The organism is Paenibacillus sp. NPDC057967, assembly GCF_042887015.1.
GTDB lineage: Bacteria > Bacillota > Bacilli > Paenibacillales > Paenibacillaceae > Pristimantibacillus.
Genome location: NZ_JBHVQB010000001.1, coordinates 828,420 through 851,489 on the forward strand (window position 1 = coordinate 828,420; position 23,070 = coordinate 851,489).

A 23,070-nucleotide genomic window follows, 5' to 3' on the forward strand; every position below is an offset into this window, starting at 1 on the left:
GGCAGGTTTTACAATTAGACTGTACTCTTCCCTCTCCTGAGCCGTCCAATATTACTTATCAAATCAATCGCATCAATCCGAAGCTATCGTTCCGACATCATTTGACATCAAACAATGGATCATCCACCTTATACGTAACCGATGAAGCCTCACCCTCGAACAAGCGGACAACGATAAATTGCGGCTGCTCCGACAAGCGGAAAGCATGCGGCCTTCGGGCAGGCACGACCACTATGTCACCGGGCCTGGCCGTCACCTCGAAGTAGCCCGTGCCGCCTTCTCCTTTAAGCGTGAAGACGCCACCGCCAACCAGCACAATCCGCACTTCATCTTCCAGATGATAATGCAGGGAGCCGAACTTCTGCAGCATGTCAGGCGTCTGGTCCGACAGGATAACAACGTCCCATTGCCTATAGCCCTTTCTCTCCGCGAAGTCGGTGATCTGATGCTCATAAATGCGCAGCAGCTCCGCCTTCTCCTGCTCCGTCAGCAGCAGTCGGTCCTCATACGAAGAAGGGGTATGGTTCTCCTCCCATCGCTCATAATAGACACCTTGCTCCTCCAAAAATAAAGCGATGGCAGGCCCCTCAATCGGCTCCACCGTACCACGAATACGCAATTCAGCCATCTAATTCCTCCTATTCCAATTTGAATTGTCACTTATCATAAATGGGATTGATTGATCCTGTCAATGAAAAATATAAACGATAGGCTGGGGGCAATAGGTTCATAATCGGCGAGCTATGAAACCCATTATGAATTTGATATTGGAAGTTTTTTATGTCCGAACGTATGATACTAATTAACCCGGAAAAGTTGGTTTTTATTGGGATTAATCTGGATATGGAGCGTGTGAGAAATGAGTAAAAATGTGCTGTTCATTAGCGGAAGCCCTCGCGCCGGAGCCAACACTAAAGCCGTCATCAATGTTGTATACCGCTTGCTAAGAGATAAGCAGGGCAACTCCCAGCTGCTGGATCTTCACCGCCATGTGCTGCCGCTGTTCAACGGCGATCCCGCCCAGCAGGAGCTGGATACCGTCGTACAGCTTCAGAAGCTTGCACAGGAAGCCGACGCCTACTTTATCGTGACTCCGGAATACCATAACGGCATCAGCGGTGCGCTGAAGAACGCCCTGGACTTTCTGAATGGCGACCACTTCCGCGGCAAGCCGGTAGCCATCGCAGCAGCAGCCGGCGGCGGCAAAGGCGGCATCAACGCGCTGAACAATCTGCGCCTCGTGCTGCGCGGCCTTGGGGCGAATACGCTGTCCTCCCAATACGTCGCCGATCCTGGCCAGATCGACCAGCACGGCATCTTCACCGACGAAGCCGGGGTCCAGTCGCTTCAAGCGCTGGTGCTGGAACTGGCTGCCTCGCTAAAAACGAAAGCCAGCGTATGACGACTGCCAATCGCCGTATAAAGGAGCGTTCGGCCCGTGAGAACGCTGCTTGATTCGCTGCAATGGACCTTCTTTCTGCTGACGGGCGGACTGGTAGCGCCAATCGTAGTGGCGGCGGCTTTCCAGCTCTCGGATGCGGATACGATCAGCCTGCTGCAGCGAACGCTGGTCGTCATCGGGATATCCTCCCTGCTGCAAGTGACGCTCGGCCACAAGCTCCCCATACTGGAGGGCCCCGCCGGTGTATGGTGGGGCGTATTCATCCTGCTTGCGGCTAATTTGGCGCCTGGCGCATCCGACACCGAGCTGCTCCGCCAGATGGAGATGGGCTTGCTGATCGCCGGGGCGATTATTCTGCTTCTAAGCGCGTTTCACCTGATCCGCTATTTGAAGAGGCTGTTCACCCCTGTCGTCACGGGCACTTATTTGCTGCTGCTCATCTTCCAGTTCAGCTCTCCTATTGTGAAGGGCGTCCTTGGGGTGGGCTATACCGACGGTTACATCCATGCGAGCATCGCAGTTCCGGCAATCGCAACCCTTCTTCTGACCTTCCTATGCGGTCGAAGCAAGACGGCTTGGCTGCGCAACTATTCCGCGCTGATCGGAATCGCGGCAGGGTATGGCTTGTTTCTGCTCTTCGGCCATATTGCCGCATTGCCCAAGCTGCCGGATACCGCAGTACTGATTCCCCAGCTGTTCGCGTGGGGAGCACCGCTGTTCGAGTCGGGCATTGCGCTTACGACACTGGTTATTACACTGCCGCTGCTAATTAACATGATTGCGGCAATTGTCGTCATGGAGAAAACGATCGGGCTTGAGCCGTCGGACCGCTACCGGAGATCCGGCATCGTAATGGGCGTCAATCAGCTGCTGTCCGGCGCCTTCTCCGCTGTAGGCTGCGTGTCCAACTCCCATTCAGCCGGGTTCGTCGCATCCACCCGCATGACGGGGCGGCTGCCGTTCATCATCGGCTGCCTATTGCTGATCGTCTCCGGCTTTTTCCCCTATCTCACCGCCCTGCTCGCGTCGGTTCCCGTGCCGGTTGCCTTTGCCGTCATCTTTACTTCCTTCGCGCATCTGCTCTCGGCCGGTCTGAAGGAGCTGGGCTTAGTTCTGCAAGATGAGAAGAAGCTTACGGTTGTCGCGTTTTCGTTGTTCGCAGGTGTCGGCAGCATGTTCATTCCCGCGGCCAGCCTTGCAGGGCTGCCCGATGCGCTGAAGCCGATCCTGAACAATGGACTGGTTGTTGGCGTATTGGTGTCGATCCTGCTGGAGCAGGCTTGGCAGTGGAAGGACTCACTCTCCTCCGGTACCGGGTTCGGTCCTTGGAGACGCAAGCCATCCCCTATCGAAAGGAGCCCCGGCCATGCCGTTAACGATCAAAGTGTACTCTGATTATGTCTGTCCCTTCTGCTTGCTGGCCGATGGCCAGCTGAGAGCAGCGGCGGCGGAACGAGATGTAGCCATCGAGCATTTGCCCTTCGAGCTGAGGCCTTACCCGACGCCCACGCTCCGTCCCGAGGACGGATATATGCAGACGAGCTGGAGAGATAAGGTCTATCCCATCGCTGAGCAGCTAGGCATCCCGATTCGCATGCCGGCGATCTCCCCGCAGCCATATACGCATCTAGCCTTTGAAGGCTACCAATTCGCCAAGCAAGCGGGTATCGGCGAAGCTTATCATTCCCGCATGTACAAGGCCTTCTTCCAGGACGGCCTTCATATTGGAGACATCGATGTGCTAACCGCTCTGGCAGAGGAGCTGGGACTGGACGGTTCTTCATACCGCGACGCGCTGGAGAACGGCACCTACCGGGAGGCGCACAGGCGCGCGTTGCATCATGCGCTGTATGAAGCCGATATTACGGCTGCGCCGACGTATGTCATCGGCAATACGACGGTTAAGTGGCTTCTATATAAAGAGCAGTTCCTGGAAGCGATTGATGCAGAACTAAAGAAACAGCGGCTGGAGCAGCTGGAGCAATGGAGCACGGGAATCAGCTGCACCATTGACGGCTGTTCCTAATATAACGAGAGGAGCTCATATACATGGCTTTGAAACTGCAAGTATACTCCGATTTTGTATGCCCTTATTGCATACTCGCCGAAGGCGAGCTGGAGGCGGCCGCCGCCGAGAAAGGAATCGAGGTTGAATATTTGCCCTTCGAGCTTCGCCCTTATCCTACGCCTACTCTTCGCCCCGAAGGCGAATATATTACGAAGGATTGGCAAGAGCGTGTGTATCCCATCGCAGCTGAGCTGGGCATTCCGATCGTGAAGCCGCCCTTCTCTCCTCAGCCGTATACGCATCTGGCCTTCGAGGGTTATCAATTCGCCATCGAGCACGGCAAGGCGAAGGAATACAACAAACGGATGTACGAAGCCTTCTTTCTGGAGAGCAAAAACATCGGGGAGATCGACGTGCTAACCGAGCTGGCAGGAGAGATCGGCCTCGATCAAGCCGCTTACCGCAAAGCGCTGGAGGATCGCACCTACCGCGAGAAGCACCGCGAAGCGCTGCATCAGGCTTATTATGTCGCCAACATCAACTCCGCCCCTACCTTCATCATCGGGGAGACGGTCATTCGCGGCATGGCGTTCAAGCATCAATTCCTGGAAGTGATCGAGCGCGAGCAGCAGCGAGAGCTGCAATCCGCCTCAGGGCAGTGAACTAGCGGTATGCCGGCTTAACCAACAGCAGCCTGTCTCTCCAAAGTAAAAAGCAGGAAGCGCGCATGATGCCCGCTTCCTGCTTTTGTCTTGGCGTAAACAAACTCCTACGCCCGTCCCCTGTCTCCCTTATGCCCGCTTGGCGCGCTTCCGCTTCGTACGTACCAGCGTCCCTGTCACTTGCTGAGGCTGCTGAAGCAGATTCAAGATCGGGCAAGCCAGCTCGACTGCTTCATGCAGCTCCTCAAGCTCCTTCGGAGAAGCGCTGGATTCAATGCGCAATGTATATGCGATATTATGCAGGTACACCGGAACATCCTCATAGCCCGGCTTGCCTGCCAGCGGATGCATGTCACCCGTCACTTCTACTTCTACCGCTTCCAGCGGCACTCCGCGCTCCGCAGCCTGAATCAGCGTAATATGCGACAGGCAGCTGCCGAGAACGCCAAGCTGAAGCTCGGGCGAGCTCGGGCCGAGACTATGCCCCGCAAGCTCGGGCCCGCTGTCGCTGACCACCTGGAAGTCGCGAATCCGAATCTCCCGAACGCCGCTTCGTCCCGCAACCCGAATGCCCGCCTTCAGCTTATTCGGGACTACCTCATTCTCCTTCGCCAGTCTATGCTTGCGAGCATCCAACGCCGACTTTTTGTCCTGCAAATATTCATTTAACGTGCTCATTCATCCCACTCCTTGTCTGCCTCATCACCGGTTATACCTCATGGCCGTACGGACGGTTGACCCGCTTCTCCATGGCGCTTTGAATATAGCCATACACAATAGCGGCCAACCAATATAGAATGGCAGCCGCCAGGAACGATTCCAGAAACTTGTAGGTATCGGCAGCCATCAGCTTGGCCTGCGCCATCGTCTCGGTCAAGCCCAAGGTGAAGCCTAGCGACGTCTCCTTCACGACGGTCACGAATTGATTGCCGAAGGAAGGCAGCGCGATGCGGAGCGCCTGCGGCAGGATCACCCGCCGCATGCTCTGCCAGCGGGTCATGCCGATGGATTGGCATGCTTCCCACTGTCCGTAATCGATCGAGCGAATCGCCGCCCGGATATTCTCCGCCAGATACGCTGCACAGTTCATGCTGATGCCGATTACAGTCGCCCAATAAGCATTAATCTCACCGAACGCGGGAATCACTTGCGGAACGCCATAGTACAAAATAAACAATTGCACAAGCAGCGGCGTCGCCCGGAAAAACGAAATGTATACTTTTGAGCAAGTGGACAACAGGAATACCTTGCGCCTGATCGCCGTCTCCAGCAGCAATCCGAGCACCAGCCCGAACAGCATCGAGAGCACGGCGATGGTAACAGTCAAATACATGAATTGCAGCAGCCGGGGAAGCGCCGACAGCAAATATACCAAATCAAACATAAATGGCCTTCGCCCCTTCCAACGCCCTACCTGCGTCAGTTATCCGGATTGGTCAAATCCTGCGTGAACCATTTGGTCGATATCTCGGCCAGCTTCCCATTCTCGCGAAGCTGCTTCAGCGCATCATTCACCTCATTGATTAACTCCTTGTTCTCTTCCTTATTCAAGAACGGATTAGCTGCCGGTATCGTCGTCAGCTGCTTGCCGCCAAGCTGAAGCGGCAGCTTCGTCTTCTGAATCGTTCCGAGGGCTGAAGCCTTCGTCGCGAAGGTCGCGTCGATGCGCCCAATCGCCACATCCTGAAAACCTGCTTCCGCCGACTCGTAATTGACGATTTCGATCTCGCCGCTCTTATCGAAGTCCTTGACCAGATTGGCGAAGTTCGTCCCGAGCTGGATGCCGATCTTCTTCCCCTTCAAATCCTCCAGCGACTGAATCGCGTCATTCCCTTCCTTCACGACAAGCTGTGCTCCGGAATACACGTAAGGCTCGCTGAACAAATACTTCTTCTTCCGCTCCTCCGTCACGGCGATGGAATTGGCAATCGTATCGATCTTCCCGGTATCCAGCAATCCGAATAGGCCGCTAAATTCAGATGTTTTCCACTCGACCTCATAGCCGGTCAGCTTGGCGATTTCGCTCCACAGATCCACCTCGAAGCCTTCCAGCTTATTCGTGTCGCTGTTCTGGAATACGTATGGATAGAAGCCTCCCGTCGAACCGATTACCAGTTTTTTGGCCGGAGCCTCTGACGACGCCTTTGCCGGTACCGCTGCCCCCACTTTTCCCGTATTCTCGCCGCAAGCTGTCAGCAGCAAGACGAAAGCGAGCATGGCTAACGCCACTGCCTTGTGAGTCCCTTGTGTCTTTTTGCTCATGACCATACACTCCCTTACCCCTCATTTTGTCCCCCTATCCCTCTAGTCGTTCGGTTATAATCTCTGCCGAACAAACTTTTGAGAATAAGGCACCCCGCCACTTTTCATAGTTAACCTATGAATTTAATGGGTATTTTGGCTACAAAATGATTATAAGGTTGCCCGTCATTCCCCATCCAATACCAAAATCAATATTATTTTAATCGTTCCAATCCTATAATGGAGCGTGTATGCTCTCCCCCTGAGGAAGCAGCGCCTGCCAATCTCTGTTGCAGCTTATGAAAATATTCAATCACATAAATTCGGAATCGTTCAAAGCTGGGAGACAGCTCCTGCCGCTCCGACCAGGTCAAGCTTATCGTCCGGAAGCAGTTCGGATCAGCGATTCGCACAGCTACAGTAGCGGGGTCCGTGTTGTCCATATCCCATAAGGCGGGAATAAAGGCGATGCCGATGCCGGCCCGGACAAGCTTATGGAGCAGGGCAGGGTCCTCGACCTCAAAAATGACATTTGGCGTAAAACCCGCTTTGCGGCACAGCCCATCCGTCGCATCCCGCAGCCCGAAGCCGGCTTTGAGCCCGATAAAAGCTTCCTTCTCCACCTCGATCAAATGAATGGACTCACGGGAAGCCAGACGATGGCTCGTCGGCACCAGGAGGCGCAGTTCTTCCGTCAGCAGCGTGATGCTGGTCGTATTCGGCAGCTCAATGGGCGGTGCGGATACGCATAGGTCGATCTCCTTATCCTTCAAAAGCTGCTTCATCGAATTATAGCAGCCTTGCTGAAACCGGAATCTCGTCTCGGGATGCTTCGCAACGAACGAAGCCAGCATCTCGGATACGAACGGAAGATGGATGGAGGCCACCGTAATAACTTCCTCATATTTGCCCGCTACCCGGACGGCTTCCCGTTTGCCTTTCTCCAGCTCGGTGAAGGCGCGCTCGACATGCTGCAAGAAGACTCTTCCTGCCTCATTCAGCCGAATATTGCGACCCAGACGGTCGAATAACGCCACACCCAGATCATCCTCCAGCCGCGCAATCGTCTGGCTCAAGGACGGCTGCGCAATATTCAGCTCCTTGGCCGCTTGCGTAATATGCTCCCGACGGGCAACCGTTTGAAAATACTTTAATTGCAACAGGTCCATTCTCCTTCTCCTCTCTATCTTGAAATGAATCGCCCGCCAAAAGCAAAAAAAGCCGAAGCGGGTTGCTTCAGCCTACAGTTGTCTGCTCGACTTGTAATTTGGAATCAATTGTATGATTTTCATCATTAATCCCATTCTAGTCTTCATGACAAGGTTGGTCAATACAATCTCCTTGCCACGGAAATTGAAATGACGAAGACGCTTGTTCCGCACGCTTGAGGCGTGTAGGTCAAACGTCTCTTAGGCGAAGCTGCGGGGTATGGGCAGTTAACGAAGCGCTTCTCCCCTCCCCGCCTATTGGCGGCTGAGCTCGCGCCGGACGACCGGCATGACTTCCGCAGCCAGCAGCTCGATGGAACGGGCGACTTTGGCGTAAGGCACGCCCCCGATATCTAATTGAAGGATATAACGGCTATGTCCAATTAGCTCATGCTGATATAAGATTTTCTCCACAATCTGCTCGGGACTGCCGACAGCCAGCGCGTAATTCGGGCCTGTCGACTGCTCGAACTCCTCGCGGGACAAGCGGTCCGCCGGATTACGTTTCTGCATAATATGCTCGAAGTAATTGGCATGGTACGGCAAATATTCGTCCAGCGCCTCGCGCGGGGTTGGTGCAATATAGCCGTGTCCGCACACCGCGATCGGAAGCTGCTCCGGCGTATAGCCAGCCGACTTGCCCGCCGCCCGGTAAGCATCCGCCAGCGGCTTAAGCCGGCTCGGATCGCCGCTCAGCTGCGCGAACGTCAGTCCTGTTCCCAGCCTGCCCGCCCGCTCCGCGCTCTCCGGTGTTCGGCCTACGCCGATCCATAGGGGTAGCTTGCCGCCAAGCGGCCTAGGCGCGACTCCCGCCTCGATCAGCTCGGGACGAAAGCGTCCTTTCCATGACACGCTCTCCTTATTGTTGATTTGAAGCAGCAAGTCAATCCTCTCCTGAAACAGCTCATCATAATCATCCAGCTCGTAGCCGAACAAGCGGTACGTATCCAGGAACGCCATGGCTCCGCGGCCCGCGATAATCTCCGCCCGGCCATCCGACAGCAGGTCCAGTGTCGCAAAGTCCTCGTATAGACGCACGGGGTCAACCGTGCTTAATACAGTTGTGGCGCTTGTCAGCTTAATACGCTTCGTATGTCTGGCAATCGCAGCCAAGACGACCGGCGGCGCCGTCACCGCAAAGTTCGGCGTATGATGCTCACCCACTCCGAAAACATCAAGCCCGGCTTCCTCGGCAAGCCTCGCCGCCGCAATAATCTCCTCCAGCCGCTGCTTCGCGCTGATCGGACGTCCGCTATGCGGATCACGCGTCAAATCGCCGAACGTATACACTCCAAATTCAAAGCTCAAGCGTTGTTCCTCCTTATCGGCTGCCATAATAGCAAGCAGCTTATTTGTCCCCTACATCTTAACGGTAGGCTCCGCGCCAACTCCAATATCAAATTACTTATCGAATTGATAGGCTGGACCAATGAAAGCGATAGCGAACTTCATATTGGATTTACAGGTGGAATTGCCTCTATAATAACGACCATAAACCAATTAAACCTATAAGAATAAGTGGAAAGGAGCTTTTGCATGACCGTTTCTTTGCAATCGCCCGGCCGAATCAACAAGCTCCAGCTGAAGAACAGGCTCGTTCTTGCGCCGATGCAGCAGCATAAAGGCACGCCTGCCGGACATGCGACGGACTATCATGTCGAGCACTATGGACGGCGAGCAGCCGATGTCGGATTGGTCATCATCGAATCCACTGCCGTATCGCAAGACGGCCGCTTGTATCAGGATGATATCGGCATTTACTCCGACTCCCACATTAAGCCGCTCGGCAAGGTCGTCAAAGCCGTCCATACAAGGGACGCCCGCGTCTTCATCCAACTGTCGCATGGCGGACGCAAGTCTCATCTGCTTCCCGGAGAGAGGCTGCTTTCGTCAAGCCCAATTGCATTTAGCGATGAATACGGTCTGCCGTTCGAGGCTAAAAACGAACAATTAGAGCAACTCATTGGACGTTATCGAGAAGCCGCGCTCCGCAGCCGTGAAGCCGGCTTCGACGGCATTGAGCTTCATGCCGCGCACGGCTATCTGCTGCATCAATTCCTGTCGCCGATCTCCAATCTGCGCACAGACTCTTACGGCGGCAGTCCGAACCGCAGACTGCAATTTGTCCTGCAGGTGGCGATAGCTGTACGTGAAGCGGTGGGGCCAGATTATCCGGTCCAAATCCGGGTATCCGCTTCCGATTACGATCCGGGCGGCCTGATTCCGCTGCATATAGCGGACATCGTCAAGCGGCTGGAGCCGCTACTGGATGCCGTACATGTCAGCTCCGGCGGCATTACGCCCCTGCGACCGCTGGACGTCTATCCCGGTTATCAGATTCCATATGCGGCAGTTCTGAAATCAGAGACGACTTTGCCTGTCATCGCCGTCGGTGGCATCCATCAAAGAGCGCTGGCGGAGCGTGTCGTAGCGGAGCAACTTGCCGATTTCGTCGCCATCGGACGGCCCATGCTGGATGAGCCGGACTTCGCGGGACAGCTCCTCGGCAAGCAGCCTCTGTCTGCCCGGAGCGGATCCTAACCCGGCAACAACCACTCTATGATAAAAAGGCGGTAATCATCGTGCTTACAATTAAGAGAAGCAAAAGTAAATGGCATATATTCAGAAGATCGCTTGCGGGCGCAGTGTTAGCGCTTGTCGCCGCTTCACTGCTGGCCGCTTGTGGAAATGGCGGTGAGAAAGCTGCCTCCGGTGCTGCCAAAGAACAGAAGATCGTTCGGATCGGAACGAACGGCGCGTTCTATCCGTACTCCTTCAAGAATACGGAGAACGGAGATAAGCTGGAAGGCTATGAAATCGAGATTTGGGAGAAGCTCGCGGAGAAGCTGGACTTCACGATTGAATATCAGCTGACTGACTTCGCCAGCTTATTCGGCGCGCTGGAGTCCAAGAAGATTGATACGATTGTCAATTCAATCGCCCTGTCTGAGGAACGAAAAGCGAAATACCTGTTCACCGATCCGTACGTCTACTCCGGCGCGCAGTTAGTAGTGAAAGAAGAAAATACAACAGTGAACTCGCTGGAGGATTTGAAAGGTAAAAAAATCGGCCTCGTTGCAGGCAATAAAATTATGTTGAACTATATTAAGGAAGCCGACCCCGAAGAAAAAATCGAAGTCGTCACGTACGAGACCGGCGAAGGGGCCTTCCGCGATGTGCTGCTCGGCAGACTGGACGCCACCTTCTCCACCAAAGCAGCTGCGCTCGCCCAAATCAAAAAAACCGGCCAGCCGCTTCGTCTGGCGGGCGAGCAATTCGTCGTCATACCTGCCGGAAGTCCATTCCTCATTAACGACGAGAACAAGGCTTTTGTCGAAGACGTAAATACCGCTTTGAAGGAGTTGCGCGATGACGGCACGATCAAGCAAATTGCGGAAAAGTGGTATGGCGAAGACATAAGCAAGCCGGCGGAGTAAGACGATGAACTTCGATCTGTCTTATTTGATAAAAAGCCTGCCGCAGTTGCTCAGCTATCTGCCCATTACGATGATGCTGTCTGTCCTGTCCATGATATTTTCCGTCATGCTTGGCATTATCATTGAATCGATGATTCGTTCACGTCTCAAGGTTGTTCATGGAGCAGCAAATGCCTATATCTTATTCTTCCGCTCTACGCCGCTGCTCGTCCAGCTCTTCCTGCTCTATTACGGTCTGCCGCAGATCTTCCCGGCGCTGAGTGCGATGAATGCATTCCAGGCTACGGTGATCGGGATCAGCTTGAACAACGGAGCTTATCTCGCGGAGATTTTCCGCGCGGCAATCGACTCGGTGGATCGCGGACAATCAGAGGCCGCACAATCCGTCGGCATGACCAGGCTCCAGACATTCCGGCGCATCGTCTTCCCGCAGGCATACCGGATCGCACTGCCCTCCCTGGGCAATACCTTTCTCGTCATTATTAAGGAGACGTCGCTCGGCTTTACGCTGGGGCTAACGGAAATGATGGGCCAAGCCAAACTGATGGCTGCCGACACGTTAAAGGTGATGGAAGCTTTCCTCTCCGTCAGCCTGCTCTATCTGATCGTCGCTCTCTGCTTCGGCAAGCTGCAAGGCTTGATAGAGAAAAAGGTCAGCAAGCCTTATGTGCAGTAGTACATAGCTAACAATGAAGGGCTTGCGCGTATTGGCGCAAGCCCTTCTTCTATTGCACGCCATCCCCACGCACATCGAACTATGGTAGCGAGATTTCTTCGGTCCCTCTGCACAGTTCCTGCAAAGAATCTGCGACGCATATACAATCCTCGAACCCCAAATTTCCGGAATGCGCCACCAAAATCGGATATTCCCCATTGCGCGGCTCCGCCCTCATATCGAATATGTAGTGATGCCCGCTGCCGTCCATCGCAAACGACACCGTCCCCGGCATATACGCCGGAAATTCATAGGCCAAATTCATAGCTCTGAAATCCGAGGTCCCAAAAAATTGAAAGTGACGATCGCCCGTCTGGAACTCTCCTCCATTGGAGTATTGCAGCAGCTCTCCGTAGCTCTCCGGCAAGGCCCGCTTCGGAAATGTCCAAGTCTCCGGCACAAGAGGCTTATAAAGCGCATAGTACGGCGAGGATACAGGAAACGGATTTACTTGGCGCTCTCTAATCTCCCGCAACTCCTGCTCCGACAACGGCTCGTTCCATTTCGTCTGAAGCGCATGCCACTCCTCCCGTATCGCCCCCGGAAACTTGGCCCACTCCCGCTCAAATATCTGATCCCACATCTTCATCACTCCTTGCCTTCATGCTATTAGGTGCCTTGTCGTATTCTCCTGTCTCCTATTCGAAGAAAGCCCCCGAGTATTCCACAATGCCAGATACGCGCTCAAGCGCATGTTCGCAAAGCTCCATCGCCATGAAGGCTTCGTCCTCGACTTCAAAAGGGGCTTTGATCCCCCATTCCGATGCTTTCCTGAATCCAAACTTCGGATAATAGTCCGCATGTCCCATAACGACCACCGATGAATAGCCATGCTCGCTGGCTTGATGCAACGATTCGGAGATCAATTGCCGCCCTATGCCCTGGCCTTGATACTCCGGCAGCACCGACACCGGCGCAAGCGAAAGAGACTCGACGCTATCGTCATCGCCCACAATTTTTATTTTCGATAAAAGAATATGGCCTATGATCTCATCATGTTCTTGATCTACCGCCACTAAAGACAGCTCCGGGACAAACTCCGCAGACTGGCGGAGCCGGGCCACCAATTCATGCTCCGTCTGATCGCTGAACGCCATATCGGCGAATGCGCTTTTTACAACCTGTTCAGTGATCCCATAGTCCTCCGGCTGCTCTTGTCTAATAACGATGGTCATTTCTCATCCATCCTTTTATGCATTTAATAATTCTCGTGAATGGCAACGATTCCAGGCTAATGCTAGGAGTGTACCTCCAATGTTAATGGAACTGCGGCATAGCCCGTTAATCTATGATTCAAAAAAGTGCATCGATGCTCCAAGCATTCCCCGTTCAATATGGCGGGCAAATAGTACGGGATCATCTCGCCTATTCCAAGATTTCTCTCGGACAGCGTCCAGTCGATAGACTTCCAGTCCAGAATGCCCTCGCTGATTTTAACAGGCGTCGGATAGATATAATCTTCCGGGAGCTCGGCGACAAAGACGTACATACCGCCAGTGGAAATGCCGTCTGATTCCCAACTCACTACGCCTCTATATTGGGCGTCAGCCAGCCTTATACCCGTCTCTTCGAACGTCTCGCGCAGTACACAATCCAGCGGCGATTCGCCCGGCTCGAACTTCCCGCCAACTCCGTTCCACAGCCCTTTCGTCGGAGCTTTCTCTCTATTTAAGAGCAACAGACTGTTGCCGCGTTTAATGAAGCAGATGGTGTATGGATACACTTGAAGTCACTTCCCATTTTTTTGTCCTATTCTAGCATCATACTACAAAGAACGAATGTTCTCATCCTACCAAGCAAAAAACCGCCCCTACGGGCGGCTTTACAATCCAGCTATTGTCGGACATCCAGTTGATATAGATGCATCTTGTCTCGATAATTAGAAGAAAAATACACATAGCCGTCGGCATAGACAAGCTCGTCACCGATATTCAGTCTGGCACCTTCAATTGATTCAGGCCCTTTCAGCACTTTACCTTCAGGCGTAACGATTATATAGTAGGTTGTATCGTATACCAATGTATCGTCCGAGTTATACTTCATATTTTCCCACATCACCAGCACACGGTTCTGATCGAGCGCAGCGATCTTCGGATGAGCTGCATTATTCTTCTTTATGTCCGTATAGTTGGTCAGCCATACGACACCCTCGTTCTTAGCATCATAGGATCGTCCGTACACATCGACATGGAATTCGGCAGTCTCGCCTTGGGACAGAATCGGCGCAGCCGTATTCTCAAAGTCCTTCGCAATCAGCTGCAAAAATAAATTTCTCGATTCATTATGTCGCGAGCTTGCCGACTCCGGCGTCATGGACCGCTCCGCCGCCCCAAGCAACACATAACCTTGATCGGTTACCGCAAGCCCGCCCAATTCTGCGAAGGTCAGCTGGTAGATCGCCTTACCCATCTTAAAGCTGAATGGCACAAGCAGGCTTTTGCTTTGATTTTCAGCATTGATCTTTTGCAGCATAAGGCCCCGTTGGTAGACATCGCCCCGATCCACGAACAATATATCGCTGCCGTCCAAAGCCAGGTGCTGATCAAAGGAATGGCTTGCATATGGAATCGGCAGCTCTACTTTGCTCATGGTTTCGGAAGTGACATACAGCGCAGTAGAGGATTGATGATTCAGCCCGTCCGATGATTTGAACATCGTTCTGCCGAAGAAAGCAACGACGAAGCCATTATGCACCTTGATGGTTGCATTCGCATGATCGAACGGAACTTTAGTGCCCATAAAGGACTGCTCGCTTCCGGTGTACGACACTTCCCCAAGCTTTTCGCCTTGCGCGCTGTACTTGGTTATTTTCACACTGGCGCTTGAGCCTTGAGACTCCTCCAGCGAACGCCCCCAGAGCACGTAATAACGGCCCTGCTCATCCAGCGCCAAGCCACCGAAGTACGGATATTCCTTGGGAATCGACTGCGTGCCCACCAGCTTCATCGACGAATCATATTTGGCGATAGTCAACTTGCCATTGTCGGCTTTTTCAGCTGCCGCTACATAAATATGGCCGTCAGCTCCAACTCTGGTTACGACTGAAGGAGCAACGTTATCATAGGATTCCAGAAACTGAGTGCCCATATCAATGTTTGATTCCACTTCCTGAGCGGTAGCTTCCACTAGAGAACGCTTCGCATTAGGATATTCGAATTTCTTCTCCAAATAAATCGACTTGGTGCTCGGATCCCATTCAATATCCGTATCCGTATATTCAGCAACCTGTCTGACAGGCAAGAAGGTCGTATTATTGATCGAGTAGGCATCAATGGATTTGGCCACCAGCTTGCCGTCCACATTGAGATTGACCTTAACCGACTTCAGCTTGACCTGGCTCGTCGTCTCGTAAGCGTAGCTATACTGATCTTCCGGTTTCTTCCCGTTATAGCGACCTTCAATAATAATAGTAGAAGTCGATGACTCGTACCTTACATTTTTGTTCAGCGCCTCCGCTACTTTGCGTACCGGCAAATAAGTGACGCCATTAAGCACAAACGGAAACTGTGTCGTCTCCTCATACCTCAAATACTCCGTATAATTATAGAAGACTTCAATACCGCCAAACTTGATCCACTGTTTTTCTTCCGTCTTGCTTGCGGCAGACGATAAGCCGCTCCAGGACGTGCTGACGATGATCCCTGCCATAGCGGCAGCCAACATTTTCTTGAACATATCATTCTCCTTTACGCATGATCGCTAGTCGGCTATACAACATCTTCCATTATGACACCTTATTCCTAGATCGATCAATAGTAATGCGAGACTTTAAGACTAGAGATGGAACGGTTAATAGCTCTTGCTAGAGCTGGTACGTATGAGTGACCCGAAAGGCATAATAGTTATACGTTAGACCTAACTTGGGCCGCCCGTTTCCTTCGGTCTCTTATACAACCTGCGAATCACCGATATAAGGAGATACACAACGACAATGTTCAAAAACAAGCTCAATGGATTGAGGCTTAGCGATGCCAACAGATTGGCCCGCCAGTTACTATAGATCGTCAGAAATGGAATGGGAAACCCCACTTCTATCCATCCGTTTTTGACTGTTCGAAAAGGAACAACATATGCCAGAATAATAACTATCCATGCGGATAGGTTAAATACTCTCCAATTGACTGGCTCGAAATACTTCATCATCCGATCGGGTCGCTCCTCCCATGCAGAGTACAGCAGCTTATCACCTAGATGGAACTGAATGCGAACATAATCTCCGCCTCGCACACCAGTTCACCGTTCACTGTGGCTACCCCTTTGCCCTTCACGATCGGCCCCTTGACCCGGGTTACATCAAATGCGAGCTGGAGCTGGTCTCCCGGCTTGACCTGCCGCTTGAACCGGCATTGATCAATTCCCGTGAATAAGCCAAGCTTATTACCGCTCTCGCCATCCGACATGGCGATGCCCCCGACCTGCGCCAGCGCTTCTACGATCAGAACGCCCGGCATAACCGGATAACCTGGGAAATGTCCCGTAAAATACGGCTCGTTGATCGTCACATTTTTAATGCCGACAGCTCTCTTCCCCCCATCCAGCTCGACGATTCGATCCACCAGCAGAAAAGGATATCTGTGCGGAATACGTTTTTGAATTTGTTCCGTGTTAAGCATGAATAGCCTCCTTGAATAGGTTTATGTTCATATTAACGGTATTTGGAAGAAATGACCACAACTAGGGCTCAGGCTACGCCAGCTAAAAAAGGCCGGCAGCCGCTTCAAAAGCGCATACTGCCGGCCAGTTCGCTTAGAAATGAAGGTGCAATTACTTCTTCTTCATTGCTTCGAGCGAATTTCTTCCATGATGTGAGCTGCAAGCTCACGAACGTCTCTGGAACCGAGATCGCCTTCTCCCCTCTTTCTGACCGACACCGTAGAGGAATTTAGCTCGTTCTCTCCCAGTACGATCATATAAGGGACTTTCTTCAGCTGTGCTTCGCGGATTTTGTAGCCCAGCTTCTCGCTGCGGCTGTCGATAGCTGCTCGGATGCCTGCTTCCTCGAACACTTTCTTAACTTGCAGGGCATAATCGACATACTTATCGGATACCGGAAGCAGCTTCACTTGCACAGGCGCGAGCCATACCGGGAACGCCCCGGCATAATGCTCCGTCAGGATGCCGATGAAGCGATCCACCGACCCGTACACCGCGCGGTGAATGACGACCGGACGATGCTTACGGTTGTCCTCTCCAATATAGGAGAGATCGAATTTCTCAGGCATTTGGAAATCCAGCTGAATCGTGCCACACTGCCAGCTTCGTCCAATCGCATCCCGAATGTGAAAGTCGATCTTAGGTCCGTAGAACGCTCCATCGCCCTCATTCAGCCGGTAAACCACTCCACGGCTCTCCAGCACATTCTGCAGCGCCCGCTCCGCCTCGTTCCACAGCTCATCGGACCCCATCGAATCCTCTGGCCTTGTTGACAGCTCGATGCGATACTCGAAGCCGAAGATGCGATAGACCTGATCAATCAGTTCCATCACCTGGCCGATTTCCTCCTCGATCTGCTCCCTCAGCACAAACAGATGGGCGTCATCCTGACAAAATGTCCGAACCCGCATCATCCCGCTAAGCGCGCCGGAATATTCATGCCGATGCACTTGCCCGTATTCGAACATACGGATGGGCAGCTCACGGTAGGAACGTAGGCTGTTCCCATAGATCAGCATATGGCCCGGACAGTTCATCGGCTTAAGCGCATGCTTGGCGTCATCCACCTGTGCAAAGTACATATTGTCCTTATAATGCTCCCAGTGACCCGAATTCTCCCATATTTGCTGATTCATCATAAGCGGTGTGCGAACTTCTACATAACCGCGTTTAAGCTGCAGATCACGAGAGAAGTTCTCCAGCTCTGTACGAATCGTCATTCCATTGGGCAAATAAAACGGCATCCCCGGAGCTTCCTCGGAGAACATGAACAGCTCCAGCTCCTTGCCCAGCTTGCGGTGATCGCGCTGCTTCGCTTCTTCCAGCAGTCGCAAATGCTCATCCAGCTCCGCTTTCTTAGAGAAAGCTGTGCCGTATACTCGCTGCAGCATATTGTTGTTTGAATCGCCGCGCCAATAAGCGCCTGCGACACTAAGCAGCTTGAATGCTTTGATGCGGCCAGTCGAGGGAAGATGCGGCCCTCTGCATAGATCCACGAACTCTCCCTGCTCATAGATGCTAATCTCCGCATCCTCAGGCAAATCGTGAACTAGCTCCAGCTTCAGTGGTTCATTCGATCCTTCGAATAGCCGAAGCGCCTCATCTCTGCTGACAGCTTTGCGCACAATCGGGAGGTTTTCTCGTACGATACGCTCCATCTCTTGCTCGATTGACTGCAAATCCTCGCTGGACAAGGGCTTTTCGATATCCATATCGTAGTAGAAGCCGTCCGCTATGACGGGGCCGATCCCGAGCTTTACCTTCTGATCGCCAAAAATCCGTTTGATCGCTTGAGCCATTACATGCGCAGTGCTGTGCCGATATACGTCCAACCCTTCCGGGTTATCCAGAGTAATGATTTCCACGAGGCTGTCATGTTCGATCGCGTGACTTAGATCTACAAGTTTGCCGTTTACTTTTCCGGCGACAGCATTTTTCTTCAGTCCTGTACTGATCGACTCGGCCAGCTGCATGACGGTGGTGCCTTGCTCACACCTCCTGACTGTCTGATCTGCCAACGTTACCTTGATCTCCATGATCCTTGCCTCCATTTCCAATCTATTTGTGAACGCAAAAAAACGCACAATCCCGAAAGGGACGAGTGCGTTCAGCTCGTGGTTCCACCCTAGTTCAACCTGCATATGTTTGTCTGCGGCTGTTCTCCGCAGTCAGATGCAAGGTCCTCTGGTATCCGGTAACGAGGATAAGACGGTGTTCGCTTACTGCCTGTGAAGAACAGATTCACAAGGTTCAACGACACAGCTACAAAGCGGTAATCTCTCGTCCGTGGCAGAAGAAGCTTTCAGCAATCGCTTCTCTCTCTGGGCAACCCGTGAAGGAGATCTTGTCTTTGATCAATGCCATGTTTGAAGTTATGCCCTTGATCGTACATAATCGCGATGAGAAAGTCAATATGGCTGAAAAAAATAGACTAATGCCTGCCGCCAATCTTTTCAGTAGGTTTATTCACCAATCTTCTTATCCTCTCAACGATTTGTTCGCCAAAAGATATATAGACAAAACCAACCAATGTGGCGTACACACGTTTCCCCATACTGAATCCGGTATATGGTAAGGAAATAACACAAAGAATGAGGATCTCGCTGCATTCGATTAAACGCACTTTTTTGCTTGAATACAACCTCCACGCTAGCGATGATTTAATGGAAAGGCATAGCCCTTGTAGCTGAAAACTCTGGAGAAACCAAGACGCTCAGCAACCGAAATGGAAGCTTTATTAGATTCCATGCAATCCCAATACGGAACCGTATTTTTCTCCAAACAAGCTCTTACAAATTGGCGGCTTGCCGTCTGGGCCATTTTTTTGCCTTGAAATGCATCCTGTGTCTCCACATCGATACAGTGCACGTTTCCAGCAACAAATCCGGAGAAGCATATACTAACAACTTGCTTGATTACGATAAACAACGCAATACCCGATCCCCTTTTCAAAAAAATAATCAGGCGATGCCCAAAAACTCAATATTTTCGAGCGCAAAAACGCGATATTATGAATGGAGTTATTGTCGTTCTCATAGAGTTGCCGAGTCACTTCCATTACGTTACATTCTTGATCGATCAAAGCCACTCCTTCTTGCTCATGATTCTTTTTTGTATATTTGTAGACTCTCTGCCGCCAACTTTCCGCATTACGATTTTGAAACAAATCTTCTAATGTCTTCTCCCATCCCTGATGGTTGCAAATTGCCTCAAACCATTCTAAGTCTGCTTTTATTGCTACTGGAGCTATGACATGGTCAATGAACGTGTTCACTTCACGATTAAATGACTCATTGTTTTCTTTCCCGATAAATATAAACCCATCATTATTCCCTAGCCATATAAATCCAGATTCAGGCTGTTCCACATTGTCCACAAAAACCCGCCCAGGATTCGTTCCGGATAGGACTGCCGCAACTTCAATCTGCCCCTCTGGATTCAACATGTCGGAGCATTTATAGAAATCACTTTTATTCAGTTCAAAAATCATTTTCCTGCACCTCCCTCTTTGTCTGAACAATAAATGCCCTGAAATGACTGAAATAAAAACGGCTCTCCGTTTCTATATCTCTTCAATATCTCCTGCGCGTAAGGTTGCTCCACCTTCAGCCCTTCTGTCTCTCTAGGATCAGGAGCATGGTGGCTGTAATTTTCAATCATGACCATGACTGCGAAGGTCGCAAGCTTGGACTGCCAGTCCTCGCCCAGTTCTCTGATGCTCTCATACCCCTTAATCACTAACGCTCGCTGAGTTGGATGGAGGCCTAGTATGGTTTGTGCAATGTCGTAGAGATGATAACCAAATCCGCATCTTCCAAAGTCTATTGGCCGAGGCTCCCCCTGATGAAAGACGATATTGCCCTGGTGCAGATCACCATGAATCATTCCGAAATGTTCATGTTCTGCACGTAGCCCAGCCATTCTCGAACAAATCATTTCCGCCGCTGACTGGTACAAAGAAAACTCTGCTTCGGTCAAGAATTTGTCGTAATGCTGCTCCAAATGCTCCATTGATTCTCTAAAGCTGTGCTCTCCCCATACAGGGCGCGTAAAGCTAGCGGGTATCTCGAATTGTTGCGACGCTTGATGCAGCTTCGCCAAGAGCACGCCTTCTTGAACAAGCTGCTCTTCAGATAATTCTCCATACTCGTGTTCGCCTTCCACCCAGCGCATGAGCGAAGCGTATACCTGGGTGCCATTCTCTTGGAATACTCTTACGACGCTTGCTCCATTGCGAGCCTGAACTCCTTGGGGCAGAGGCATATTCATCCTTTTATTCAAAAAATCCAGCCACACGATCTCGGATACAATCTCCTCCTTGATCAATCCCGCATGCAAACGAAGCAAGAAGGAGCCTTCTTCCGTTGTATTTATTTTAAACGTACATGTTGCTGATAATTGATTGAACCGAATCGATTCCCAGTCCAGATCATAATGCAGCAGCGCCCGCAGAGCAGGAATCTTTAACTGAGCCACCGTATCTTGAATACCAGCTTGAGTATCCATTTTAAACATACCAGTCATGGATATCCCCTTCCTTCACACTCTTAACTGTATTGATCGTAACCAAGATTTCCGTGACAAGAAAGGGAATATTTTTCTTTAACTAATCTTGAACGCCGTATCGATGGCCGAACTTAAGCGCTTTGCGAAAATAAGCAATTTCCCGTTTGTTAATTTCTCTTTTTCCGAACAGCCCTCCCCCTTATGATAGGGAATGACCAAAGCATTCTAAATCAATGTGCGGGGTGAACACCCAATGAAACCTGTTATTCAACTGCTGCATTTTGGCTATCATCAGGCGATGAGCTGCATCTTTCCTGTGGCAATCTTCGGAACCTTGGCGGTGTCAACCGTTTTAGAATTCCCTTTCCTTCACCGGTATGATGCCATTCTGCTTATTTTGCTTGGCGTGCAGTACCTCATGTACCGCAGCGGGCTGGAGACGCTGGATGAGATCAAGGTCATTTGTCTTTTTCACGTCATTGGGTTAGCGCTGGAGCTGTATAAGGTGCATATGGGGTCTTGGGCATACCCGGACCCTGGGTATACGAAGCTGTTCGGAGTCCCGCTCTATAGCGGATTTATGTATGCCAGCGTAGCAAGCTTTATGTGCCAAATATGGCGGAGGCTACGGATGGACATGACAGGCTGGCCTGGAATCGTTCCTTCGATGCTGCTCGGCGGAGCTATCTACTTGAACTTCTTCACCCATCACTTTATTCCCGATTTTCGTTGGTGGCTGACGGGGCTGGTTTTCATCGTATTCTGGAAAACGCGGATTATCTACCGGGTGCGGAATGTCACTTATCGCATGCCCTTATCGCTTGCCTTTATCATTGTGGGATTTTTCATTTGGCTGGCCGAAAATATTGCTACGTTCTTTAACGCCTGGAAGTATCCCGACCAGCATGAAACCTGGCAGCTCGTCAGCTTCAGCAAGATCAGTTCCTGGTTTCTTCTCGTTATCATTAGCGTCATCATCGTGGCGCAGCTGAAGCATGTGAAGGCTGGCCGAACGAAGGATGAAGGATAACAAAAATCTCGGAGTACCAGTTGTACTCCGAGATTTTCAGCCCTCTTGTTTAAATAATCCTCTACCGATCACATTGGTCGATACCGGTTTGAGCCCTAGCTCTCTTACCCAAATCGATAGCTGGCCCATATGGTGAATTTCATGTGCGATTACATGTCTGACTACTTCCCCTTTTGTGTATTGCTCTGTTGCCCATGGAACTTTTACGACTTCATAGTCAAGGTCACTCGTCCATGTTACCAGGAACGGTTCCAACTCTGCTCTCCAAGTATCGGAAAGCTCCTGTAGTTGCTGAATCGACATGTAATCTTCGAATTGGACTTGAATGTCCGGCTTCTCCTGAACTCCCCGAATCCAGCTATATTCCACATCCAAAATGTGAAACAGCGTATACAGAATACTCCCCGCTCCGCCAGTCCGTTTTCGCAATAGCTCCTCATTTGAGATTTGGCGGCATAATTGGAACCATTCATCTCTGACCATCCAGTTGTAGCGGAATAAATGGGTCATACGTTGCCTCCTCATATGTCGGTCTCACCGACTTATTTCCTTCTACCGAGGGAGGTTGGCACTTTTAAGTCGGTCTCTCCGACTTAATTTCCTCTACCAAGAGAAGTTAGCACATTTAAGTCGGTCTCAGCGACCTATCACCTTGCCTCCCCAATCTACGACAATTCCTTCTCCAAGCAATCGACGTCCTTGCCTCTCCAGGTACTAGTCTTGTATGGATCGAAGCCGAGAGACTTCCAAAAGGCTAACGCCTTAACGTTGCTCCGAAAAACGCCAATTCTAAGCTTAGGATACTGAAGCTTTACGAACTGCTCCTCGAACGAAGCATAAGCCCTTCTGCCATAGCCAGCAGCATGACAATCGCCATGAATCATCAGCAGCCCCAGCCATGGACAGCCGTCATTCGGATTGTTCCGTAGGAAATCGATAAGCCCAATCTTCCTGTCTCCATCGATAATAAAGTAACTCTCGCTCTCCCCGTTCAGAAATTCACTCTCAACTTCTTCCAATGTTCTGGAGGGGGTATCATTCTCCATCGTATTATAAGCTGGATTGGAATTGACAATATCCAGTACAGCAGCTAGCGTTTCGGCTGTCACACGTTCAAATTTCATTTTATAGTCTCCTTGCATCATCTGTGTTGTCATCTCGAGTCAAAAGCATCTAAAGCATCTAGAGGAGCAATGTATCAATTATGC

24 protein-coding genes and 1 pseudogene are annotated in these 23,070 nt (G+C 51.4%); 9 read left to right on the forward strand and 16 right to left on the reverse strand.

Features of this window, described 5'->3' with window-relative positions:
* Positions 1-97: 97 nt before the first annotated feature.
* Entirely contained in the window at positions 98-628 is a 531-nt protein-coding gene (locus tag ACFVSO_RS03530; RefSeq protein ID WP_387470141.1) for a cupin domain-containing protein, read from the reverse strand.
* Positions 629-859: 231 nt separating this feature from the next.
* Here ACFVSO_RS03530 and ACFVSO_RS03535 point away from each other — a divergent pair, with 231 nt between their 5' ends.
* From ACFVSO_RS03535 to ACFVSO_RS03550, 4 genes are read left to right on the forward strand one after another with little or no spacing between them, the layout of a single operon-like run.
* Positions 860-1,402 carry an NADPH-dependent FMN reductase gene (locus ACFVSO_RS03535; protein WP_387470143.1) on the forward strand — a complete coding sequence of 181 codons (543 nt, stop codon included), beginning with the start codon at positions 860-862 and terminating at the stop codon, positions 1,400-1,402.
* A 36-nt stretch (positions 1,403-1,438) separates the two neighbouring features.
* The gene (locus ACFVSO_RS03540; RefSeq protein ID WP_387470145.1) at positions 1,439-2,797 is read left to right on the forward strand and encodes a purine/pyrimidine permease; all 1,359 of its coding nucleotides are present in this window, start codon (positions 1,439-1,441) and stop codon (positions 2,795-2,797) included.
* The gene (locus ACFVSO_RS03545) at positions 2,769-3,428 is read left to right on the forward strand and encodes a DsbA family oxidoreductase (RefSeq protein ID WP_387470147.1); all 660 of its coding nucleotides are present in this window, start codon (positions 2,769-2,771) and stop codon (positions 3,426-3,428) included. The genes ACFVSO_RS03540 and ACFVSO_RS03545 overlap by 29 nt, the downstream gene beginning before the upstream one ends.
* A gap of 23 nt (positions 3,429-3,451) precedes the next feature.
* Positions 3,452-4,072: a DsbA family oxidoreductase gene (locus ACFVSO_RS03550; protein WP_387470149.1), complete on the forward strand. Its 621-nt coding sequence runs from the start codon at positions 3,452-3,454 to the stop codon at positions 4,070-4,072.
* A 129-nt stretch (positions 4,073-4,201) separates the two neighbouring features.
* Here ACFVSO_RS03550 and ACFVSO_RS03555 read toward each other — a convergent pair whose 3' ends face one another.
* The 5 genes from ACFVSO_RS03555 to ACFVSO_RS03575 form a co-directional block, all read right to left on the reverse strand.
* Positions 4,202-4,750, reverse strand: a complete 549-nt coding sequence (locus tag ACFVSO_RS03555) for an OsmC family protein (protein ID WP_387470151.1) — start codon at positions 4,748-4,750, stop codon at positions 4,202-4,204.
* 31 nt (positions 4,751-4,781) lie between these two features.
* Entirely contained in the window at positions 4,782-5,456 is a 675-nt protein-coding gene (locus ACFVSO_RS03560) for an amino acid ABC transporter permease (protein ID WP_387470153.1), read from the reverse strand.
* Positions 5,457-5,491: 35 nt separating this feature from the next.
* Entirely contained in the window at positions 5,492-6,334 is an 843-nt protein-coding gene (locus tag ACFVSO_RS03565) for an amino acid ABC transporter substrate-binding protein (RefSeq protein ID WP_387470155.1), read from the reverse strand.
* A 194-nt stretch (positions 6,335-6,528) separates the two neighbouring features.
* Positions 6,529-7,482 carry a LysR family transcriptional regulator gene (locus ACFVSO_RS03570; RefSeq protein ID WP_387470157.1) on the reverse strand — a complete coding sequence of 318 codons (954 nt, stop codon included), beginning with the start codon at positions 7,480-7,482 and terminating at the stop codon, positions 6,529-6,531.
* 294 nt (positions 7,483-7,776) lie between these two features.
* A complete protein-coding gene (locus ACFVSO_RS03575) occupies positions 7,777-8,856 on the reverse strand; it encodes an LLM class flavin-dependent oxidoreductase (RefSeq protein WP_387470159.1) in 1,080 nt (359 codons plus the stop codon).
* A gap of 201 nt (positions 8,857-9,057) precedes the next feature.
* Between ACFVSO_RS03575 and ACFVSO_RS03580 the strand changes: the two genes are divergently transcribed.
* Genes ACFVSO_RS03580 through ACFVSO_RS03590 form a run of 3 tightly spaced genes read left to right on the forward strand, consistent with a single transcriptional unit; the run spans position 9,058 to position 11,634 of the window.
* Entirely contained in the window at positions 9,058-10,062 is a 1,005-nt protein-coding gene (locus ACFVSO_RS03580; protein ID WP_387470161.1) for an oxidoreductase, read from the forward strand.
* 41 nt (positions 10,063-10,103) lie between these two features.
* Positions 10,104-10,958 (forward strand): transporter substrate-binding domain-containing protein, encoded by an 855-nt coding sequence (locus ACFVSO_RS03585; RefSeq protein WP_387470163.1) that lies wholly within the window; start codon positions 10,104-10,106, stop codon positions 10,956-10,958.
* A 4-nt stretch (positions 10,959-10,962) separates the two neighbouring features.
* Positions 10,963-11,634 carry an amino acid ABC transporter permease gene (locus ACFVSO_RS03590; protein WP_387470165.1) on the forward strand — a complete coding sequence of 224 codons (672 nt, stop codon included), beginning with the start codon at positions 10,963-10,965 and terminating at the stop codon, positions 11,632-11,634.
* Positions 11,635-11,713: 79 nt separating this feature from the next.
* Here ACFVSO_RS03590 and ACFVSO_RS03595 read toward each other — a convergent pair whose 3' ends face one another.
* From ACFVSO_RS03595 to thrS, 6 genes are all read right to left on the reverse strand, one after another.
* The gene (locus ACFVSO_RS03595; protein ID WP_387470167.1) at positions 11,714-12,256 is read right to left on the reverse strand and encodes an SMI1/KNR4 family protein; all 543 of its coding nucleotides are present in this window, start codon (positions 12,254-12,256) and stop codon (positions 11,714-11,716) included.
* Positions 12,257-12,311: 55 nt separating this feature from the next.
* The gene (locus ACFVSO_RS03600; protein ID WP_387470169.1) at positions 12,312-12,848 is read right to left on the reverse strand and encodes a GNAT family N-acetyltransferase; all 537 of its coding nucleotides are present in this window, start codon (positions 12,846-12,848) and stop codon (positions 12,312-12,314) included.
* Positions 12,849-12,910: 62 nt separating this feature from the next.
* Complete coding sequence (locus ACFVSO_RS03605) at positions 12,911-13,396, reverse strand: NUDIX hydrolase (protein ID WP_387470171.1); 486 nt, start codon at positions 13,394-13,396, stop codon at positions 12,911-12,913.
* Positions 13,397-13,506: 110 nt separating this feature from the next.
* Positions 13,507-15,348 carry a stalk domain-containing protein gene (locus tag ACFVSO_RS03610; RefSeq protein ID WP_387470173.1) on the reverse strand — a complete coding sequence of 614 codons (1,842 nt, stop codon included), beginning with the start codon at positions 15,346-15,348 and terminating at the stop codon, positions 13,507-13,509.
* Between the two features lie 512 nt (positions 15,349-15,860).
* Positions 15,861-16,286, reverse strand: coding sequence for a 3-hydroxyacyl-ACP dehydratase FabZ (gene fabZ, locus ACFVSO_RS03615; RefSeq protein ID WP_387470175.1), 426 nt, complete (start codon positions 16,284-16,286; stop codon positions 15,861-15,863).
* A gap of 162 nt (positions 16,287-16,448) precedes the next feature.
* Positions 16,449-18,362: a threonine--tRNA ligase gene (gene thrS / locus ACFVSO_RS03620; RefSeq protein WP_387470177.1), complete on the reverse strand. Its 1,914-nt coding sequence runs from the start codon at positions 18,360-18,362 to the stop codon at positions 16,449-16,451.
* A gap of 314 nt (positions 18,363-18,676) precedes the next feature.
* Here thrS and ACFVSO_RS03625 point away from each other — a divergent pair, with 314 nt between their 5' ends.
* Entirely contained in the window at positions 18,677-18,901 is a 225-nt protein-coding gene (locus tag ACFVSO_RS03625) for a hypothetical protein (RefSeq protein WP_387470179.1), read from the forward strand.
* A 74-nt stretch (positions 18,902-18,975) separates the two neighbouring features.
* Here the strand turns inward: ACFVSO_RS03625 and ACFVSO_RS03630 are convergent.
* Both ACFVSO_RS03630 and ACFVSO_RS03635 read right to left on the reverse strand, forming a co-directional pair.
* Positions 18,976-19,816, reverse strand: a pseudogene (locus ACFVSO_RS03630) (GNAT family N-acetyltransferase).
* Positions 19,813-20,850: a phosphotransferase enzyme family protein gene (locus tag ACFVSO_RS03635; RefSeq protein WP_387470181.1), complete on the reverse strand. Its 1,038-nt coding sequence runs from the start codon at positions 20,848-20,850 to the stop codon at positions 19,813-19,815. The pseudogene ACFVSO_RS03630 and the gene ACFVSO_RS03635 overlap by 4 nt, the downstream one beginning before the upstream one ends.
* 235 nt (positions 20,851-21,085) lie before the next feature.
* On the opposite strand from ACFVSO_RS03635, the gene ACFVSO_RS03640 reads away from it, so the two are divergent.
* A complete protein-coding gene (locus tag ACFVSO_RS03640; protein ID WP_387470183.1) occupies positions 21,086-21,862 on the forward strand; it encodes a DUF817 domain-containing protein in 777 nt (258 codons plus the stop codon).
* A 36-nt stretch (positions 21,863-21,898) separates the two neighbouring features.
* On the opposite strand, the gene ACFVSO_RS03645 is transcribed toward ACFVSO_RS03640, so the two are convergent.
* Both ACFVSO_RS03645 and ACFVSO_RS03650 read right to left on the reverse strand, forming a co-directional pair.
* Positions 21,899-22,372, reverse strand: a complete 474-nt coding sequence (locus ACFVSO_RS03645) for a DinB family protein (protein WP_387470185.1) — start codon at positions 22,370-22,372, stop codon at positions 21,899-21,901.
* A 155-nt stretch (positions 22,373-22,527) separates the two neighbouring features.
* Positions 22,528-22,986, reverse strand: a complete 459-nt coding sequence (locus ACFVSO_RS03650) for a GNAT family N-acetyltransferase (RefSeq protein ID WP_387470187.1) — start codon at positions 22,984-22,986, stop codon at positions 22,528-22,530.
* Positions 22,987-23,070 lie beyond the last annotated feature (84 nt).

Excerpts from the sequence above, each read along its gene's own strand:
- ACFVSO_RS03600 (WP_387470169.1), bottom strand. The coding sequence starts at position 12,848 with ATGACCATCGTTATTAGACAAGAGCAGCCGGAGGACTATGGGATCACT.
- ACFVSO_RS03575 (WP_387470159.1), bottom strand. The coding sequence starts at position 8,856 with ATGGCAGCCGATAAGGAGGAACAACGCTTGAGCTTTGAATTTGGAGTG.
- ACFVSO_RS03645 (WP_387470185.1), bottom strand. The coding sequence starts at position 22,372 with ATGACCCATTTATTCCGCTACAACTGGATGGTCAGAGATGAATGGTTC.
- ACFVSO_RS03570 (WP_387470157.1), bottom strand. The coding sequence starts at position 7,482 with ATGGACCTGTTGCAATTAAAGTATTTTCAAACGGTTGCCCGTCGGGAG.
- ACFVSO_RS03565 (WP_387470155.1), bottom strand. The coding sequence starts at position 6,334 with ATGAGCAAAAAGACACAAGGGACTCACAAGGCAGTGGCGTTAGCCATG.
- ACFVSO_RS03535 (WP_387470143.1), top strand. The coding sequence starts at position 860 with ATGAGTAAAAATGTGCTGTTCATTAGCGGAAGCCCTCGCGCCGGAGCC.
- ACFVSO_RS03550 (WP_387470149.1), top strand. The coding sequence starts at position 3,452 with ATGGCTTTGAAACTGCAAGTATACTCCGATTTTGTATGCCCTTATTGC.
- ACFVSO_RS03595 (WP_387470167.1), bottom strand. The coding sequence starts at position 12,256 with ATGTGGGATCAGATATTTGAGCGGGAGTGGGCCAAGTTTCCGGGGGCG.
- ACFVSO_RS03650 (WP_387470187.1), bottom strand. The coding sequence starts at position 22,986 with ATGAAATTTGAACGTGTGACAGCCGAAACGCTAGCTGCTGTACTGGAT.
- fabZ (WP_387470175.1), bottom strand. The coding sequence starts at position 16,286 with ATGCTTAACACGGAACAAATTCAAAAACGTATTCCGCACAGATATCCT.
- ACFVSO_RS03530 (WP_387470141.1), bottom strand. The coding sequence starts at position 628 with ATGGCTGAATTGCGTATTCGTGGTACGGTGGAGCCGATTGAGGGGCCT.
- ACFVSO_RS03610 (WP_387470173.1), bottom strand. The coding sequence starts at position 15,348 with ATGTTCAAGAAAATGTTGGCTGCCGCTATGGCAGGGATCATCGTCAGC.
- ACFVSO_RS03635 (WP_387470181.1), bottom strand. The coding sequence starts at position 20,850 with ATGACTGGTATGTTTAAAATGGATACTCAAGCTGGTATTCAAGATACG.
- ACFVSO_RS03590 (WP_387470165.1), top strand. The coding sequence starts at position 10,963 with ATGAACTTCGATCTGTCTTATTTGATAAAAAGCCTGCCGCAGTTGCTC.
- thrS (WP_387470177.1), bottom strand. The coding sequence starts at position 18,362 with ATGGAGATCAAGGTAACGTTGGCAGATCAGACAGTCAGGAGGTGTGAG.
- ACFVSO_RS03555 (WP_387470151.1), bottom strand. The coding sequence starts at position 4,750 with ATGAGCACGTTAAATGAATATTTGCAGGACAAAAAGTCGGCGTTGGAT.
- ACFVSO_RS03580 (WP_387470161.1), top strand. The coding sequence starts at position 9,058 with ATGACCGTTTCTTTGCAATCGCCCGGCCGAATCAACAAGCTCCAGCTG.
- ACFVSO_RS03545 (WP_387470147.1), top strand. The coding sequence starts at position 2,769 with ATGCCGTTAACGATCAAAGTGTACTCTGATTATGTCTGTCCCTTCTGC.
- ACFVSO_RS03640 (WP_387470183.1), top strand. The coding sequence starts at position 21,086 with ATGAAACCTGTTATTCAACTGCTGCATTTTGGCTATCATCAGGCGATG.
- ACFVSO_RS03560 (WP_387470153.1), bottom strand. The coding sequence starts at position 5,456 with ATGTTTGATTTGGTATATTTGCTGTCGGCGCTTCCCCGGCTGCTGCAA.